The organism is Staphylococcus sp. SA22 (assembly GCF_054165785.1).
Window position 1 is genome coordinate 166,226 of sequence record NZ_JBSZQY010000003.1, and the last position, 17,094, is coordinate 183,319.

Genomic DNA, 17,094 nt, shown 5'->3' on the forward strand with positions numbered 1-17,094 from the left:
ACAATAATGATTTTTTACGTGCGAAATTTCACTGCCAATGCTAACAACCTTGTCTTACATTTTTTAAGTAATATCTAAATCAAACAAGTATGACTTAGCATTTCGATTTTCATTGAAAAAAGCAACCATTATGTAAGTATCATACTCACACAATGATTGCTTAATTTTTAGACTGCGGGCACTCTTCTATAACTACAAATCATATAGGCTACGTTCCCCATCAGGTAACTGATCGATAAACGGTTTTGGATCTTCTGCATATGCATTACCTACGCCACCCTTCATTCTTTGAAAATGTAAATGTGCGCCTGTCGTTTGTTTACCTGTATTGCCTGAATATGCAATAATATCACCTGCTTTGACTCGATCACCTACTTTGACATTATATTTGTCTAAGTGTAGATACCACTGGTGATATTCTCCATTGTCTTCGGCAACCTGTAATACCTTGCCGCCTAATTCATTATTAAAGATACGTGTTACTTTACCATTCGTCGGCGCTTTAATTGGTGTACCTATTGGCAATGCAAAATCAATGCCATAATGCTTACCATCAAATGGTGAATGCTGATATTTACCAAAAGTCTCAGTAATCCGACTCCCTCTAAAAAAGTCTTCCCATTTTGAGTGTCCTTTTCCTTTATGATTTTGTGTCAATTTATCGGTATATTGGTTAAACCATTTTTGAATGTCATCTATATAAATAATCGTAAATAATAGTGAAAGAAAAATGATAATTGTTGCCAAAATACGTTTTGGTCGCTTTGTCATAGTGGCATCCATCCTTCATATATTTTGGGTATTAAGTATATATTCTAAATCAACTATTTCATAATTAAATGCACTCATACTTTAGTAGTACTGCCAAATATAGATGAAGAAAATGATGGTAATTTGAATATTTTGATTGATATTAAATTTTATATTGAGTATAATAATTATACTTTAGAAAATAACAGAAACAGAGGAGAATTTTCAAATGGCAAAAGTATTATATATTACAGCACACCCTTTTAATGAACTGGTATCAAATTCTATGGCGGCTGGTAAAGCATTTATCGAAACATATCAACAACAACATCCTGAAGATGAAGTGAAACATATTGATTTATTTGAAAATTATATTCCAGTTATTGACAAAGATGTATTAACTGGTTGGGGAAAAATGAGTAATGGCGAAACGTTAACTGATGATGAACAAATGAAAGTTTCAAGATTGAGTGACATTTTAGAAGAATTTTTAAGTGCAGATAAATATGTATTTGTAACGCCTATGTGGAACCTTTCTTTCCCACCTGTAGTTAAAGCATATATTGATGCTATTTCAATTGCAGGTAAAACTTTTAAATATTCTGCTGAAGGACCACAAGGTTTACTAACTGACAAAAAAGTATTACACATTCAATCACGTGGTGGATATTATACTGAAGGCCCCGCTGCTAATTTCGAAATGGGCGACCGTTATTTAAGAACAATTATGACATTCTTAGGTGTGCCATCATATGAAACAATCATTATTGAAGGACACAATGCCGAACCGCATAAAACTGAAGAAATTAAAGCAACTAGTATTAATAATGCTGAAAAATTGGCAACAACATTTTAATTGTTATCTACACTGTGTGACTGATCAAACGTCATACAGTGTTTTTTATTGTATACCTTTCCCGTTTTTTATAAATATCTATTATTTTCATAAATTTAAAATTTGATATTCACTTTATTACTGATGTAAATATTTTTAAAATATATTATTATGGTGTTAATGAAGTATTTTAAGAAATGGTGGGAATGTATGAAAGCGTATAAAATTTTCTGGTTAAACTTAGTAGCAATTATTATTATTTCAATTGTAGTCAGTGGCGGTATGTTTTTGGCAATGAAGTGGGAACAGATTCATTTGAAAGATGGCCTTAAAAAAGTACTAAGTACATATCCTATTAAAAACTTAGAAACGCTTTATGAAATTGATGGTCACGATAATCCCCATTATGAAAATAATGATCAAGACACATGGTATATAGAATCCTCTTATTCAGTTGTTGGATCAGATGAGCTTTTAAAAGAAGACCGTATGTTGTTAAAGGTAGATAAGAACACACATAAAATAACTGGTGAATATGACACAACTACAAACGATAGAAAAAATGCTACTGACTCGACATACAAAAGTTATCCAGTAAAAGTAGTTAATAATAAAATCATTTTCACAAAAGACGTAAAAGATCCCGCGCTGAAACAAAAAATCGAAAACAATCAATTTTTGATTCAAAATGGTGATTTAACAAGCATTTTAAATAGCAATGATTTGAAAGTCACACATGATCCTACCACTGATTATTATAATTTATCTGGTAAGTTGTCGAACGATAATCCAAGTGTCAAACAATTAAAACGTAGATATAATATTCCCAAAAATGCATCAACAAAGGTGGAATTAAAGGGAATGAGTGATTTAAAAGGCAGTAATCATCAAGATCAGAAACTTTATTTTTATTTTTCAAGTCCTGGAAAAGACCAAATTATATACAAAGAAAGCCTTACTTATAATAAAATAAGTGAACATTAATACTTATGCTGTAATTATAGAAACATCCAAATCATCTATTAAAATCCTATATTATAAAAACACCTCACATAACTCGTTCAACTGTACCAAACCACATCACGTTAGATTTTAGACTAACTATTGTGATGTACATCAAAAACGAATTTGTGAGGCGTTGTATATTTTACAAAGGTGAATAGCGTTTCGTATAGCATTTCCAACATTACTACACTCAAGCGTCACGCTAAAGTTCGAAATCGAATCCTTTCATTCAACAAAAGCCCATATCCACTACAAACTCCATATCAAACGCATAAACTATCTTGTGATACTATCTCGATCATATCTATAGTACGCATGTGTATTTCGCTTCACTGAAGTATATGTATCATCAGTTAAGTATAAACCGTCATCCTTCAATGCCACTTGATAACCTTTCTTTCGTGCTAACCAGGCCACATCTATATAATTTTCTCCGGCGATATCATAACTTCTCAAATCTTCAATATGTGCACTAACTTCAGGGAAAATGATTCTGACAATACTTTCATCAACCCAATATTTGCCATGCATCCATCGCACTTGTTCAGCATATAATGGCAACTGTATGCCATTAAGATATACACGATATATATAATTATCATACATTTGCCGATATGGTAATGGCTGTTTTCTAATCTCTATCACCTCGCCACCCATTACGGTGCCTTCTCTAGTATCATCACTGCCACCCGAAGCTTCATACGTTGTTGGGTCAACTTGTAGTCCATGTACATCTCCAATATAGGCATCTGGTTTATGTTCCATTGCATGTCCACGTGCAATCAATGCTAATATTGTAGATTGTGAAAATTGAGGCTCCCATTCAATGCGATTAGGATGGCTACTATAAATTCTAGGTTCATCTATAGCCTGCTGAATATCCATGCCAAACACTAATACATTGATTAATGTTTGCGCAACACTGGCAATGATACTTATAGCACCAGGTGCACCTACTGTTAATATTGGCTTCCCGTGATGCATCACAATCGTTGGAGCCATGTTACTTAGTGGTCGTTTATAAGGTGCAATTTCATTGATCCCACCCGCCACAACATCAAAACCATCCATTGTGGTATTCAATAACACGCCGTAGCCTGGAATCGTGATACCCGATCCGTAAATCATACCGATTGATGTCGTAAATGAAGCAATATTACCTTCCTTATCAATCACACAAAAATGAGTTGTTTCGGTATGATTTTCTTCAACATCTGTATGACTAATGCAATCAGACACAACACCATGCTCTATATCAATATTTGCTTTATTGCTATCAATGAGCTTACTGCGTGCTTTTAAATAATCGTCATCAATTAATGACTGTACAGGCACCTCATGAAAATTATCATCCGCCAAGTATTGCGCGCGATCACTATATGCTAAATGCATTGCCTGTATCAAATGATGCAAGTAATCGACAGATCTTGAACCCATTGATAGTAAATCGATGGGTTCTAATAACTTCAATATTTGAATTACCGTGATACCACCGGAACTAGATGGACCCATTGAATAAATGTCATAGTCTTTAAATGTCGCACTGATTGGCTCTTTAATCTGAATGTCATAATTGGCTAAATCCTCTAAAGCGATTGTCCCACCACATGCTTTGACAACATTGACTAATTGTTTCGCAATGTCACCTTTATAAAATGCATTAAACCCTTGTTCTCTTAATATTTGAAATGTCTTGCCTAATTCGGGTTGTACAATCCAATCACCTTCGCGCCAATATTGATTTTCATGCGTAAATACTTGCGCCGTTTCGTGATACTTTGTCAATCGTGCGTGTTGCTGGCGCGAATATTTTTCAGTAGCCCAATTGGCTGAATGACCTTCAATGGCTAGTTCAATTGCAGGATTAATTAAATCTTCCAATGACAATTTAGCATAACGCTTGTGAATATAATCAAACAGCTTTGGAATTGCTGGCACAGCGACAGTTTTACCATGTGTAGTCATATCAAAAAATGATTTATATTCGCCTGAATCATCTAGATAAAATTGTTTGTCTACATGTGCAGGGGCTGTCTCACGCGCATCAAACGCAGTTATACTGGCAGTACTTTGCTCATAATATAGCAAGTACCCGCCGCCACCAATACCTGATGCAAATGGTTCTACCACATTCAATGCCAGTTGAATTGCAATCACGGCATCCATGGCGTTGCCACCTTGATCTAATACATCCTTACCAATTTTAGCGGCAAGAGGATGTGATACGGAAATTAACCCTTCTTTAGATGTTTGTGTCTGTTTGTCATTTAAGTTAATGACCATACTATATCCTCCTACTTTCTGTTAAATATTTAAAACATTATTGATTAATGGCTTTTTCTACTTTTTCTAAATCTTGACGTTGCTCGTTACCAGTATCGACAAGTGGTGTAATCGGTGAAGCAATTTTAAATTTATCGCCACGATAAAACTTAATAAATTGATCTTGATCTATCGCATTAACTACTGCTTGTCTCAAGTTTGGATGCGTCTTAAATATACCTTTTTTAATATTTAGCATTAAAAAGACTGACTTGCGTCCATTTTTGCGAATAATGCTTAAATTTTTATCCGACTTAATTAAATCAAAATGTTTTTGATTCACATCTGCCAGCATATCAATTGAATGATTTCTGAGTTCTGACAATGCATTATTCGGATCACCATTAAACTTCAATGTAATATTTTTAATTTTAGCTGGTCCATAACTACCTTTTTCTGTTTCGTTGAATCCTGGATTACGTTGAAACGTTGCTTGATATGCATTTTTCTGTGTCATAATGTATGCGCCACTTGCATAAAGCGCATTTTTTCCATCTGAATTTGCAGGAATTGTACTGCTATCCCCATATCCTTTTGGATATTCTTTATTTACTTGATTAACAAATTTTTTAGATAAAATGCCTGCCGAAGAGTGTGTTAAGTAATTTACCTCTCGAGGCATCGATTGATCTGTCGTAATTTTAACAATTTGATAAATACCGTCTTTATTATTTACTTTATGACCATCTGTCGTTAACGATTTGACGTTATAAGCTTTAATCAACTTATCATAGATGGAATTATCGTCCTTGTCTTTCTCTTTACGCAACTGATCGATGTCCTCATCTTTTAATATCTTGATGTCATTTATATGCTTGTGCATATTGTAAGTATTATTGTTAGGCACAGACTTTTTATCACGTGCTCTATCTAAAGAAAACTTAACATCTTCAGCCGATACACGCTCTCCAGTATTACGTGCTTGTCCATTGACCACTTTCGCAAAATAATCATCATCTCTTAACAAGAAATAAAACGCTTTATTGTCCTTATTCACAGCATAATCACGACTTAACGAACCTTTCGTTGTTAAGTGGTCATTTTCATCTAATAATAATAACCTTGTGTACATATTCATATTAATTGAATATACTGACGGCGCAATTGAACGTATTGGATCCAATGTAGGAATTTCACCATCTTGTTGTGTCATCACAAGTGGCCGCGTATCTCGTTCTCTACTATTGTTGTAATCAAATTGTTGCCATATTAATGCACGTGAATTTGGCAATCCAACACTATTTTTATCTAACACTTTATTGTCATATACTAAATTCTTTTTTGATCCATATAAAGGCGCCATATACCCTTTATCAAATACAACTTCATCTTCAATTTGCTTATATGTTTGTTTAACATCTGCTTCATTTTGAGTAGAAGCTTTATTTAACAACTGGTCTACATGTTTATCTTTCAATAAACTATTTGATCCTGTAGAACTAAATAATGCCGTCATAGCATAGTTCGGGTCACCGAATACTGTCATCCAGTCATCGATTTGGATATCATAATTGCCGGCTTGACGTTGTGTACGATAGCTACCATAATCTGGTTGGATATTCATCTTCACGTTAAATCCTGCATTTTCCAATTGATCTTTGACGATATTCATATCATTTTCATAACTTGCTTGTCCTAGGAAATGTATCGTTGGTCGCTCGCTTTTCACTTCAACTTTCGATGACTTTTGAGCCACTTCTGATTTCGTAGGGACACCACAACCACTTAATACCAACGCTAAAACTATAATTGCGATACTAATGATTCTTTTCACATCTATCCCTACCTTTTTAATGAATTCTTGGATCTAGTGCATCACGCACTGCATCACCTATAAAATTAAATGCTAAAACGACGAACATAATACAAATACCAGGTACAATAGCTAAATTACTGTGCGTTTCCAAGTAGTTACTACCGGTACGTAAAATGTTGCCCCATTCAGCTACATCAGGTGCAACACCAAGTCCTAGGAAACTTAAACTACTTGTTGTTAATACAACCACACCTATATTTAATGAAAAACGTACAATCATAGGCGCAATCGCATTCGGTAAAATATAACGCCATATGATATTCCAAGTGTTTTCACCAGTGATACGTGCTGCATCTACATATTCCATGCGTTTAATTTCTAAAACACTGGCACGCATTGTCCGTGCAAATGATGGTATATTACCGATACTTAAAGCAATAATTAAATTTGGAATACTTGCTCCAAATGATGCAATAATTGCCACCGCTAACAATAATGATGGAATTGCAAACACTACATCTAAAATTCGCATTATTAAATTATCAATATGATTAAAATAACCTGCGATAGTGCCTAGTAACACACCAAAAATAACTGCAATAACTACTGAAATAATTGAAATTGAAAATGTCAGTTTCGTTCCGACAACTACGCGTGTAAATAAGTCTCTACCGAAATCATCAGTACCAAACGGATAGGCTAGACTCGGTCCATGTAACAGTGCATTGAACTGATTTTTAGTAGCTAATGTCGTATCAAATGTAAATTGTGACACAATTGATAATGTCAGCATGTAGACTAAAATAAGTAAACCGATAATCGCAATACGATGTCTAGTAGTTTTTCGTATAAACGATTCCCACCCGTTATAACTATGTATTTGCGATGTACGTTGGTAACGTCTAATACTTACAAACATTAATAATGTAAATACGTTGCCTGTTAATGCCATCAACAATAACAACACTTCGACGATACGTCGCCATAGGTCATGATGCTTCCATGTTTGTTCCGTTGTTAAAATGATAATTAAAATGATGGTTAAAACGATTAGCAATGTTTCAGCAATATAGAACGTATCGGCCACATAACCTTTAAAAAGATTTAATGCACTCGTTAATATAACTAAAATATAAGTTGCAATAGCATAACTTGCGAATAGTTTTAAGGAAGCTATCTTTGTTGTAAGTTTTACCATATGCCTCACTTCCTTTCGTTAATTTCACTACGTAATTTTGGATCGATTAAAGCATAAAATATATCAATAATTAAGTTTGCTAAAGATATTACAATTGATATATATACGACCCCACCCATGACTGCTGGAATATCAGGTATTAGTTGTTTTTGGACGATATAACGACCGATACCATTAATGTTAAATACTTGTTCCGTCACTGCTGAACCGCCTAGTAACTCTGCCACTAGAAGACCAACTAGCGTTACAATTGGAATAATGGCATTTTTCATAATATGTTTAATAACTACTTGTGTCGTCGATAATCCTTTTGCATAAGCAGTTAAAACATAATCACTGCGCATTACTTCAAGTACAGAAGACCTTGTCATACGCGTAATAGAAGCAGCAATACTTGTTCCAATGACAAGTACAGGTAAAATCAACGATATTGGATGTTCTGGCATATAAGATGGTGGCAAAATATCCAATTTCAATGAGAACGCTAAAATGAATAATAACCCTTGCCAGAAACTTGGAATAGATAAACCAATTAATGCAATTATCATTAACGTGATATCAAGCCAACTATTTCGCTTCATCGCACTGATAATTCCAATTGGTATTGCAATAATTAATGCCACAATTAGCGCTAATACTGCGACAATTATTGTAATTGGAATTCTTTCGCCAACTGCTTTAGTCACAACCTCATTCCCTTTGTAAGTCGTACCTAAGTCAAAAGTAAAAACACCCTTGATGGTATCCCACAATTGAATAAAATAAGGTTCGTTAAGATGATGTAATACATTGAATTGATGTATCTGTGCCTTTGTTGCATTTTGTCCCAGTATGCTATAAGCCGCATCAAGCGGTGAAAAATACAGAATGGTAAACACACTGACAATAACACCAATGATGACAATCACAGCCATGACAATTCGCTCAAAAATATATCTAACTAATGGCTGTAAATAAATAGTCAATAAGATGAACATCGGCAAGGCCAATATCACTTTGATCATGATGAACTTAAGAAATAATACATTTTCAAAGTATGTTGAAAAATGTGCTTGTTCAATATTCTTTGAATTCGTATTAGAACTTTGTGCCTTGAATATTTTTAATGCTTCTTTATGTATTTGTGTGGATGACTTTTGTTGCGATAAATATTTATATTTTTGATGTAACGCCTGTTCAATTTCTGAAATTTCAGAATTATTAGCGTAAAAATTTTTTCTCTTAGCAGAAAAGAAAAACTTTATCACTGCATATAAAAATATTGGCAAGCTTAATACCGATAATACAAACTTGTAAAATGCCTTGTGATACAACGACTTAAAAGATTCTAAATAAGTAATTATGATAATCACTCCTTGTAAAATAATCTTGAGTAGATTACTATGATATACAAAAGTATAGAATAAATTTACACATTTGTGAATAGGGAGGCACAACATCATGTCAAATTTATTAGAAGTCAACAGTCTGAATGTACAATTCAATTATGATGAAACTACAGTTCAAGCGGTAAAAAACGTCTCTTTCGAATTACGAAAAAAACATATCCTAGGTATTGTTGGTGAATCAGGATCAGGAAAAAGTATTACCGCTAAATCTATTTTAGGGCTACTACCAGATTATCCGGATCACACGTTAACAGGAGAAATTATTTTTAATGGGCAATCGTTAACTAATTTATCAACTTCAGCGTTACAACAAATTCGAGGTAAGGATATTTCAATGATTTTTCAAGATCCACTCTCTTCGTTGAATCCAAGATTAACGATTGGCAAACAAATTACAGAAGTACTATTTCAACATAAACGTGTATCTAAATCTGAAGCAAAGTCTATGACAATAGACATTTTAGAAAAAGTAGGTATAAAACATGCAACTCAACAATTTGATGCTTATCCACATGAACTTTCTGGTGGTATGCGTCAACGTGTCATGATAGCAATGGCATTGATTTTAAAGCCACAAATTTTAATTGCAGATGAACCAACAACGGCATTAGATGCGAGTACACAAAATCAATTACTGCAGTTAATGAAGTCCCTTTATGAGTACACAGAAACGTCTATTATTTTTATCACTCACGATTTAGGTGCTGTGTATCAATTTTGCAACGATGTGATTGTAATGAAAGATGGAAGTGTCGTTGAAAGTGGCACGGTTGAAAGTATTTTTAAATCGCCACAACATACCTATACGAAACGCTTAATAGATGCGATTCCTGATATTCATCAAACGCGCCCGCCAAGACCGTTAAACAATGATATTTTATTAAAATTCGATCACGTGAGCGTGGATTACACTTCACCGAGTGGCAGCCTATACCGAGCAGTTAGTGATATTAACTTGGCTATTAGAAAAGGCGAAACATTAGGCATTGTCGGTGAATCAGGGTCAGGGAAATCGACATTAGCTAAGACGGTCGTCGGTCTAAAGGAAGTGTCAGAAGGTTTTATTTGGTATAACGAATTACCATTAAGTTTGTTTAAAGATGATGAATTGAAATCTTTACGACAAGAGATACAAATGATTTTCCAAGATCCATTCGCATCTATTAATCCAAGATTTAAAGTCATTGATGTGATTAAACGACCACTTATCATTCATGGGAAAGTCAAAGATAATGATGACATTATTAAAACTGTCGTATCGTTGTTAGAAAAAGTTGGCCTAGATCAAAGTTTCTTATATCGCTATCCACACGAATTATCTGGTGGGCAACGCCAGCGTGTAAGTATCGCGAGAGCACTTGCTGTAGAACCTAAAGTGATTGTTTGCGACGAGGCAGTGTCAGCTTTAGACGTTTCAATTCAAAAAGATATCATCGAGTTATTAAAACAATTACAGTTAGACTTCGGCATCACTTATTTATTCATCACACATGACATGGGTGTTATCAATGAAATATGTGATCGAATTGCAGTTATGAAAAATGGCGAAATCGTTGAACTGAATAACACAGAAGATATTATCAAACATCCGCAATCAGACTATGCAAAGCAACTTATTTCAGAAGTACCAGTTATTGCTAAATAAAAGTCATGCGTTGTGCAACTTTATCTCTGTATGGTCTGGAATAAATCGGGCAACTTCTGATGTGTTATGTTAGATGACTTTGTCATACTAACTATATTGTGCTATGTTAGGGCTCGGCACCATATCAAGTGTTAGATGCTTTGCCATGATTTAAGGGTCACACCCATACTCTGGGCATTTTGACGCCAGTATAAATCCCCCGCCACTATGTGAAGTGCGGGGGATTATTTGCATCCTTAAGAAAATGATATAGTTTATTTTTATCTTTCTTTGTCATTTTTGCGAAATATAACAAGAACTTAATTTCAGTCGGAGCTGCTAAAAATTCATCTTTGTATTCTTTCATGTTGCCTCTTTTTTTCAACTCAGAAATCATATTGTTATGCAGTTTCGTCATTGGTATTTCTTTAAACACGTCAAATAACACATCATACTCTGTGAAATCATTATAAGTTGGCACATCCATATGATTTTGTGCAATAACTCTTTTTCTTTCTTCTTTTCGTAAAAAGTTGTACATCGCTTTTGTGTTTAAGAGACTATTGTTTTCTTTAGGTTTTTGAACTTCACTCAGTGTATTTCTAGAAGTTAACACTAAAATTCCAACTGTTGTATCTTTGTATCTAGCCATAACTTTATTCAGATGTTTGTCATTTGTAATGACTACGACATAATTAAACACTTCATAATAATCATTAATTTGATTATCTAATCTATCCAACTTATCTAATTCTGTTTTAATCTCATAGACAACACCTTTGCCGTTTAACAATATAAAATCAGCAATACTTTCCCCTATGGGCATCTCAGAAAGTGCAGTAGTTGTATTAACAGAATGTCGTCCTAGAAGGAGTTTATTAAGCATTGTGTTTTTGTAAAAATATTCGTTACGATAAGACTTTTTAAGATAATTATATAAAGATTTCATCTTCTGTATTACATTGATATTTTTAGGTCCCTGTATATAAAAATCATATGCCTCATCAACAACATCACTTTTATTTTTGATTGCAATTTGATGTAATATCTTTTGACTAAAAACACGATTAATCATATTTCTATTATCCATAGCTACGCACCTCCTTCAACATACATTTAATACTTATCCTGTTAATATTATAAACTATTTTAAATGCCTATAGACATTATTTCTATACACATACGATGATAAAATTGTATTGAAACCAAATGACGATTGCCAAACACATGGTAACTTACAAAAGATAGAAAATAATAATGCCCCCTACACTAATCTAGCGAGGGGGCTGAATCATTACACACCGTATTTTTCAGTTGTTTCTGCCACGAAAGATTCAATGGCTTTTCTTGCTTTACGTTTTTCTTTCAATGGCAAATCACCAATCATTTTTTTAAGGTGATGTGGGTTTACAACACCACTATACTGGTAGTCATTTGAAATTGTTTTTAGGGCTTGTTCATCGATAGATCTCTCTCCAGCAAATCCTTTGAACTCCGCTTCTTTCTTAATACTTTCGAAATTAACATATTCTTGATCGATATCATCATCCTTATTTAAAGAAGGTACAACATTATCGATGAATTCTCTAATTAGATCTCGTTTTAACCTCAATGTCGGATCATCTGCATGATCTAAAATGCGTCTAATTTGTTCTTGGTTACGACGTTGTTCCGCTTTGTCTTCAAGATCAATTTGTCTCAATATATTCATAATATAATTCACATTAATCGTATCATTACGCATCATTTCTATTTCGAAATCAATATCATTTAAAATGGATACTTTATTTTTCTCAGCCGTCGCTCTTTTTACTTGATCGTACACAGCTAAATATTTACTTTTATAGTCTTCATTCTCTTGTTCATCCATTCCAATTTCATCAATTGTAAACTCAAACTCGTCAAATGCTTTTAAACGTAATATTATTTTAGCTAATAAACGATAAGCTTCAACAAAGCGCTTTAGCTCTTCTTCATCTTGAATGTCATCAACCATGTGTGGTGTCGGCACAATCATTTTAAGCTCACGATAAGCGTCCATAAATTCTTTTTTATACTCTTCATAACTACGCATTAAAATTGTATCCGTATCATTTGTTTGTGAGAATACTCTCAGTGCATCGTCTGTCTCTTTTTTCAAGTCACGATAGTTTACAATTTTACCAAATGGCTTTGATTCTTTTTCAACCCTATTTGTACGTGAATACGCTTGAATTAAATCATGATACATTAAATTCTTATCAACATATAAAGTGTTCAGTACTTTACTATCAAAACCAGTTAAGAACATATTAACAACGATTAAGATATCAATTTTACTATCTTTAACGCCCTTTTTAACATTTTTTGAAATATGATTAAAATACTCATTAGTTGTGTCTGTTGAAAAATTCGTCTCGAACTTTTTATTATAATCGCTAATCATTATCTCTAATTTTTCACGTGAATGATATGGCACTTCACCATCACGATCATCTTCATTAGGTTTAAACGTAAATATACCAGCTACCGTTAATGGTTGTTCCAACTTTTTGTTAAGTCGCTTAAATGTCTCATAATATTTAATAAGCGCGTGAATACTTTGAACTGTAAATATACTTGAATATTGACGATTACGTGTATATTTATCATGATTATTGATGATATGTCGTGTTACTAATTCCACACGTTTATCCGCTAACCAGACTTCTTCCGTATCAATTGCTTCAACCATGCTGTTATCTTCTGCTTTTAAAGCTTTATTTTTAAAAGTATTAATATAGTCAACTGAGAAACCAAGTACATTACCATCATGAATGGCATCTCTAATTAAATACGTATGTAAACATCTACCGAAAATATCTGCAGTTGTTCTACCATCTTGACTACTATTTTCTGGGAAACGTGGCGTACCAGTGAACCCAAAATATTGGGCATTTTTGAAATGTTGTTTAACTAGGCGATGCATGTCACCAAATTGACTGCGATGACACTCATCAATAATAAATACAACTTTATTCGTTTTATACTGTTCTAATAAATGGGCATTACCTTGAATCGCTTTAGCCATTTTTTGAATCGTCGTTACAATAAGTGGCAAACTTTTATCATTTAGTTGGCGTACCAGTTGCGAGGTATTAAAAGTTTTGTCTACAGCACCCTTAGCAAATTTATTAAATTCCTCTTCTGTTTGACTATCCAAGTCTTTACGGTCAACCAAAAAGATAACTTTCTTAATGTCATCTTGCTGTGATAAAATCTGACTCGCTTTAAAAGAAGTCAACGTCTTACCACTTCCAGTTGTATGCCATACATATCCATTATTCCCTGTCTCAGTCGCTTGTTGAATAAGTGATTCTACCGCATACACTTGATACGGACGCATTGCCATCAGTATTCTATCTGTTTCATTAATAATCATATAGCGCGATATCATCTTAGCTAATTGACAAGGTCTCATAAATGACTCAGCAAACGATTGCAATGTATTGATTCGGTTATTCTGTTTATCACTCCAATAAAACATGTGACTCTTCAATAGTTCGCTATCATTATTAGAAAAGTATCGCGTTTCAACACCATTACTAATGATAAACATTTGTATGTAGCGGAATAAGCCTGTGTAATTTTGTTTACGGTAACGTTTTACTTGGTTAAACGCCTCATTAATATCAATGCCTCGACGTTTTAATTCAACTTGGACAAGGGGTAGTCCATTGATTAATATCGTTACATCATAACGTGCTTTATATGTATCCTCGACAGATACTTGATTCGTCACTTGAAACTTATTTTTACACCAACTTTTCGTATCTAAAAACGACAAATAAACCTCAGACTCATCATCACGTCTAAGTGGTAATTTATCACGTAAAATACGGGCACTCTCGAAAATACTTTTCCCATCAATCATCGTTAACAGACGTTGAAATTCTTTATCTGTTAAGGGATTGCCTTCTAATTTGTCCGCATGACGCTCATTTAAAATCGTTCTAAAATTATCAAGCAATTGCTTATTATCACGTATCGTTACTCTTTCGTAACCCAATTGTTCAAGTTGATTCATCATTTCATTTTCTAATGCGTATTCACTTTGGTATGCCATTCATATCCCCTTCCGTACACTTTCTATTGCTCTAAATATATCATAAACTTTAATGAAAAATGTTTGTTTTTTATCTTCAAACGTAAATTTATTCTAATTTTATTGTCTTATATTTTAATATTTGTGTTTGAGGTAAGTGGCATCCTAAAAACACCAACACACACTATTCTTTATATTTTTATACTTCTATGCCAGAGTTCAACTTTTGAATATATTGTGTCCTCAATTGTTTGTTCTCTGTATATATTTTATTGAATATAATTGATTGAAAAACAAAAGTGAAAATGTATATCACAATTGGAATAAAAGCATTATAAATGCCATTATCAAAATAGGATAAAGAAAAAATAAATAAAGTGAACACTATCGGCATTGTAAAACGACATAAAATAATAGACCAATTATTTATAAAAAGCCAACTTCTTATTAAGTTTTTTCTATTTAGCGTAATGATATGGAATATTTTGTCGTTTTTATTTTGATAAAAACTTTCAACTTTTTCATAGTGTCCATATATGGTTTGATTTAGGTTAATTATTTTGTAGTTTGATCCAGGTTCGTAAAGGTCATTATTGCCAACTTTAAAACAATCTTTAATTAATGTACTTTCTTTATTTACAACAAACCTATAGGGATGTATGTAATCACAATTTCCACACATTTTATATAATTGAAATCTATTAACAATCGCTAAATAATTTCGGTAAGTTGAAATAGCTATAAATAAGATTAATCCATAACTTATGCCTATTAATGAAAACCATATTGTATTAATAAATTCACTATGAGGTCTTTCTAGCAGTTTAATATATATTTTATAATTCAAAAATCCTAAAAGAAAATACATTGGTAACACTGTGCCAATCATAATAATTGCCCTATCGAATATTCTATATTTGTTTTCAGTATTAATGATTTTTGAATACCAACTTTTTAACTCAGGAAATATTACAGACGTGAAAATTGTTAGCGATAAAGTAACAATTATCTTATTGTTTTCTTTTACAAAATTAATCATCTCGTTAAGTTCCAAATTAATTCCCCCTTAATAACAGCATTTAATTTCTATACTATGAAAAAAGCAAAGCTCAAATCTGAACTTTGCTTTAATTTGTCACGCCTTTATCATTTTCAAAATAGCCTCTATGCCAGTTTTACAAACTTGTATCAACAATTTTTCATCAAGCAACTGAATCACATCAAAAACTTCAATTGTTTACGCTGCAACTAACTTTATATTAGAACGCACACAATATCTAATGTTTAAAATCTATCGTCGCAAGATGCTTCCTGTAATTATCAAGTGCCATTTTCGATTGGGTTATACAATCTAGAATCGCATGATAATTTAATGCTACAAATCGATAGTACAATATATCTACCGTGAATAACTGTGCAAATAGTGACGTTGTAGCCGCCATACGCATTTCATTTTCATCAGTTCTGCCATAAATCAATGCATAGTCTGCAATTTGAGCCACTGGATTATTAGCTGTACTAGATATAGTTATGATGGGAATACTGTAATGTGTGGCCACCTGTGCAATTGACTGCAATTCACTATGACTACCTTGATTCGTCACAAAAATCATGCAATCTCTATCATCATGCGTCGCAAACGTTGACACAAGTAAATGCGTTTCATGTAATAACCTGACATTTAAGCCAATACGAGATAACTTTTGAAAAAGATCACCAATAGTCAAACTCGATGCGCCAAACCCAAATAAAAATATTGTCCTGGCATTTTTCAACACATCACAAATTGCATCAATTTGCGCATCCATAATATTAGTAGCTACAAATCGCATCGTATTCGTTGCTCTAGCAATCATTTTATTTTTCAAAGTTTCTACAGATTCATTTTCAATCAATTCTAAATGTGGATTGGTTGCAATATCTTCGGGTAAGTATCGAGATATCGCAATCTTTAGCTCTTGAAAACCTTGATGTGTCATTTTCCGACTAAATCTAACAATTGATGCTGTACTAACATTCGTAACATCTGCCAAATCATTCACAGTCATATCAATGATTTTATGTGGATTCTTTAAAATGTAATCAGCGATTATCTTTTCTGTCTTCGTAAAATCACTCAACTGCTTATCAATGCGATATAAAATATTTGTCAT

General features: G+C 33.2%; 12 protein-coding genes. 3 read left to right on the plus strand and 9 right to left on the minus strand.

The window, feature by feature from the left end; genetic code table 11:
• Window positions 1-192: 192 nt before the first annotated feature.
• On the minus strand, window positions 193-771 hold the full coding sequence (locus tag ACXQH5_RS04635; RefSeq protein ID WP_000166908.1) for a M23 family metallopeptidase: 579 nt from the start codon (window positions 769-771) through the stop codon (window positions 193-195).
• A 208-nt stretch (window positions 772-979) separates the two neighbouring features.
• Between ACXQH5_RS04635 and ACXQH5_RS04640 the strand changes: the two genes are divergently transcribed.
• Complete coding sequence (locus tag ACXQH5_RS04640) at window positions 980-1,606, plus strand: FMN-dependent NADH-azoreductase (RefSeq protein ID WP_001151456.1); 627 nt, start codon at window positions 980-982, stop codon at window positions 1,604-1,606.
• Between the two features lie 189 nt (window positions 1,607-1,795).
• Window positions 1,796-2,569 (plus strand): tandem-type lipoprotein, encoded by a 774-nt coding sequence (locus ACXQH5_RS04645; protein ID WP_000649320.1) that lies wholly within the window; start codon window positions 1,796-1,798, stop codon window positions 2,567-2,569.
• A gap of 297 nt (window positions 2,570-2,866) precedes the next feature.
• Here ACXQH5_RS04645 and ggt read toward each other — a convergent pair whose 3' ends face one another.
• The 4 genes from ggt to ACXQH5_RS04665 are packed head-to-tail and all read right to left on the minus strand — an operon-like array spanning window position 2,867 to window position 9,350.
• Window positions 2,867-4,873, minus strand: coding sequence for a gamma-glutamyltransferase (ggt, locus tag ACXQH5_RS04650; RefSeq protein ID WP_000236434.1), 2,007 nt, complete (start codon window positions 4,871-4,873; stop codon window positions 2,867-2,869).
• Window positions 4,874-4,910: 37 nt separating this feature from the next.
• Complete coding sequence (locus ACXQH5_RS04655) at window positions 4,911-6,686, minus strand: ABC transporter substrate-binding protein (RefSeq protein ID WP_000821338.1); 1,776 nt, start codon at window positions 6,684-6,686, stop codon at window positions 4,911-4,913.
• Window positions 6,687-6,702: 16 nt separating this feature from the next.
• On the minus strand, window positions 6,703-7,866 hold the full coding sequence (locus tag ACXQH5_RS04660) for an ABC transporter permease (RefSeq protein WP_000240095.1): 1,164 nt from the start codon (window positions 7,864-7,866) through the stop codon (window positions 6,703-6,705).
• A gap of 5 nt (window positions 7,867-7,871) precedes the next feature.
• Window positions 7,872-9,350, minus strand: coding sequence for an ABC transporter permease (locus tag ACXQH5_RS04665; protein ID WP_001824085.1), 1,479 nt, complete (start codon window positions 9,348-9,350; stop codon window positions 7,872-7,874).
• Between ACXQH5_RS04665 and ACXQH5_RS04670 the strand changes: the two genes are divergently transcribed.
• Window positions 9,307-10,899, plus strand: coding sequence for an ABC transporter ATP-binding protein (locus ACXQH5_RS04670; RefSeq protein WP_000067354.1), 1,593 nt, complete (start codon window positions 9,307-9,309; stop codon window positions 10,897-10,899). The two genes, ACXQH5_RS04665 and ACXQH5_RS04670, sit on opposite strands and share 44 nt — an antisense overlap.
• Window positions 10,900-11,104: 205 nt before the next feature.
• On the opposite strand, the gene ACXQH5_RS04675 is transcribed toward ACXQH5_RS04670, so the two are convergent.
• From ACXQH5_RS04675 to rpiRb, 4 genes are all read right to left on the minus strand, one after another.
• Window positions 11,105-11,968 (minus strand): sce7726 family protein, encoded by an 864-nt coding sequence (locus ACXQH5_RS04675; RefSeq protein WP_000370342.1) that lies wholly within the window; start codon window positions 11,966-11,968, stop codon window positions 11,105-11,107.
• A 204-nt stretch (window positions 11,969-12,172) separates the two neighbouring features.
• Window positions 12,173-14,962: a type I restriction endonuclease subunit R gene (locus ACXQH5_RS04680; RefSeq protein WP_000331354.1), complete on the minus strand. Its 2,790-nt coding sequence runs from the start codon at window positions 14,960-14,962 to the stop codon at window positions 12,173-12,175.
• Window positions 14,963-15,140: 178 nt separating this feature from the next.
• A complete protein-coding gene (locus ACXQH5_RS04685; RefSeq protein ID WP_000422381.1) occupies window positions 15,141-15,995 on the minus strand; it encodes a hypothetical protein in 855 nt (284 codons plus the stop codon).
• Window positions 15,996-16,218: 223 nt separating this feature from the next.
• The gene (gene rpiRb, locus ACXQH5_RS04690) at window positions 16,219-17,094 is read right to left on the minus strand and encodes a pentose phosphate pathway transcriptional regulator RpiRB (RefSeq protein ID WP_000181832.1); all 876 of its coding nucleotides are present in this window, start codon (window positions 17,092-17,094) and stop codon (window positions 16,219-16,221) included.

Coding starts and splice junctions, on each gene's coding strand:
- ACXQH5_RS04635 (WP_000166908.1), bottom strand. CDS start 771: ATGACAAAGCGACCAAAACGTATTTTGGCAACAATTATCATTTTTCTT.
- ACXQH5_RS04640 (WP_001151456.1), top strand. CDS start 980: ATGGCAAAAGTATTATATATTACAGCACACCCTTTTAATGAACTGGTA.
- ACXQH5_RS04645 (WP_000649320.1), top strand. CDS start 1,796: ATGAAAGCGTATAAAATTTTCTGGTTAAACTTAGTAGCAATTATTATT.
- ggt (WP_000236434.1), bottom strand. CDS start 4,873: ATGGTCATTAACTTAAATGACAAACAGACACAAACATCTAAAGAAGGG.
- ACXQH5_RS04660 (WP_000240095.1), bottom strand. CDS start 7,866: ATGGTAAAACTTACAACAAAGATAGCTTCCTTAAAACTATTCGCAAGT.
- ACXQH5_RS04670 (WP_000067354.1), top strand. CDS start 9,307: ATGTCAAATTTATTAGAAGTCAACAGTCTGAATGTACAATTCAATTAT.
- ACXQH5_RS04675 (WP_000370342.1), bottom strand. CDS start 11,968: ATGGATAATAGAAATATGATTAATCGTGTTTTTAGTCAAAAGATATTA.
- ACXQH5_RS04680 (WP_000331354.1), bottom strand. CDS start 14,962: ATGGCATACCAAAGTGAATACGCATTAGAAAATGAAATGATGAATCAA.
- rpiRb (WP_000181832.1), bottom strand. CDS start 17,094: ATGACAAATATTTTATATCGCATTGATAAGCAGTTGAGTGATTTTACG.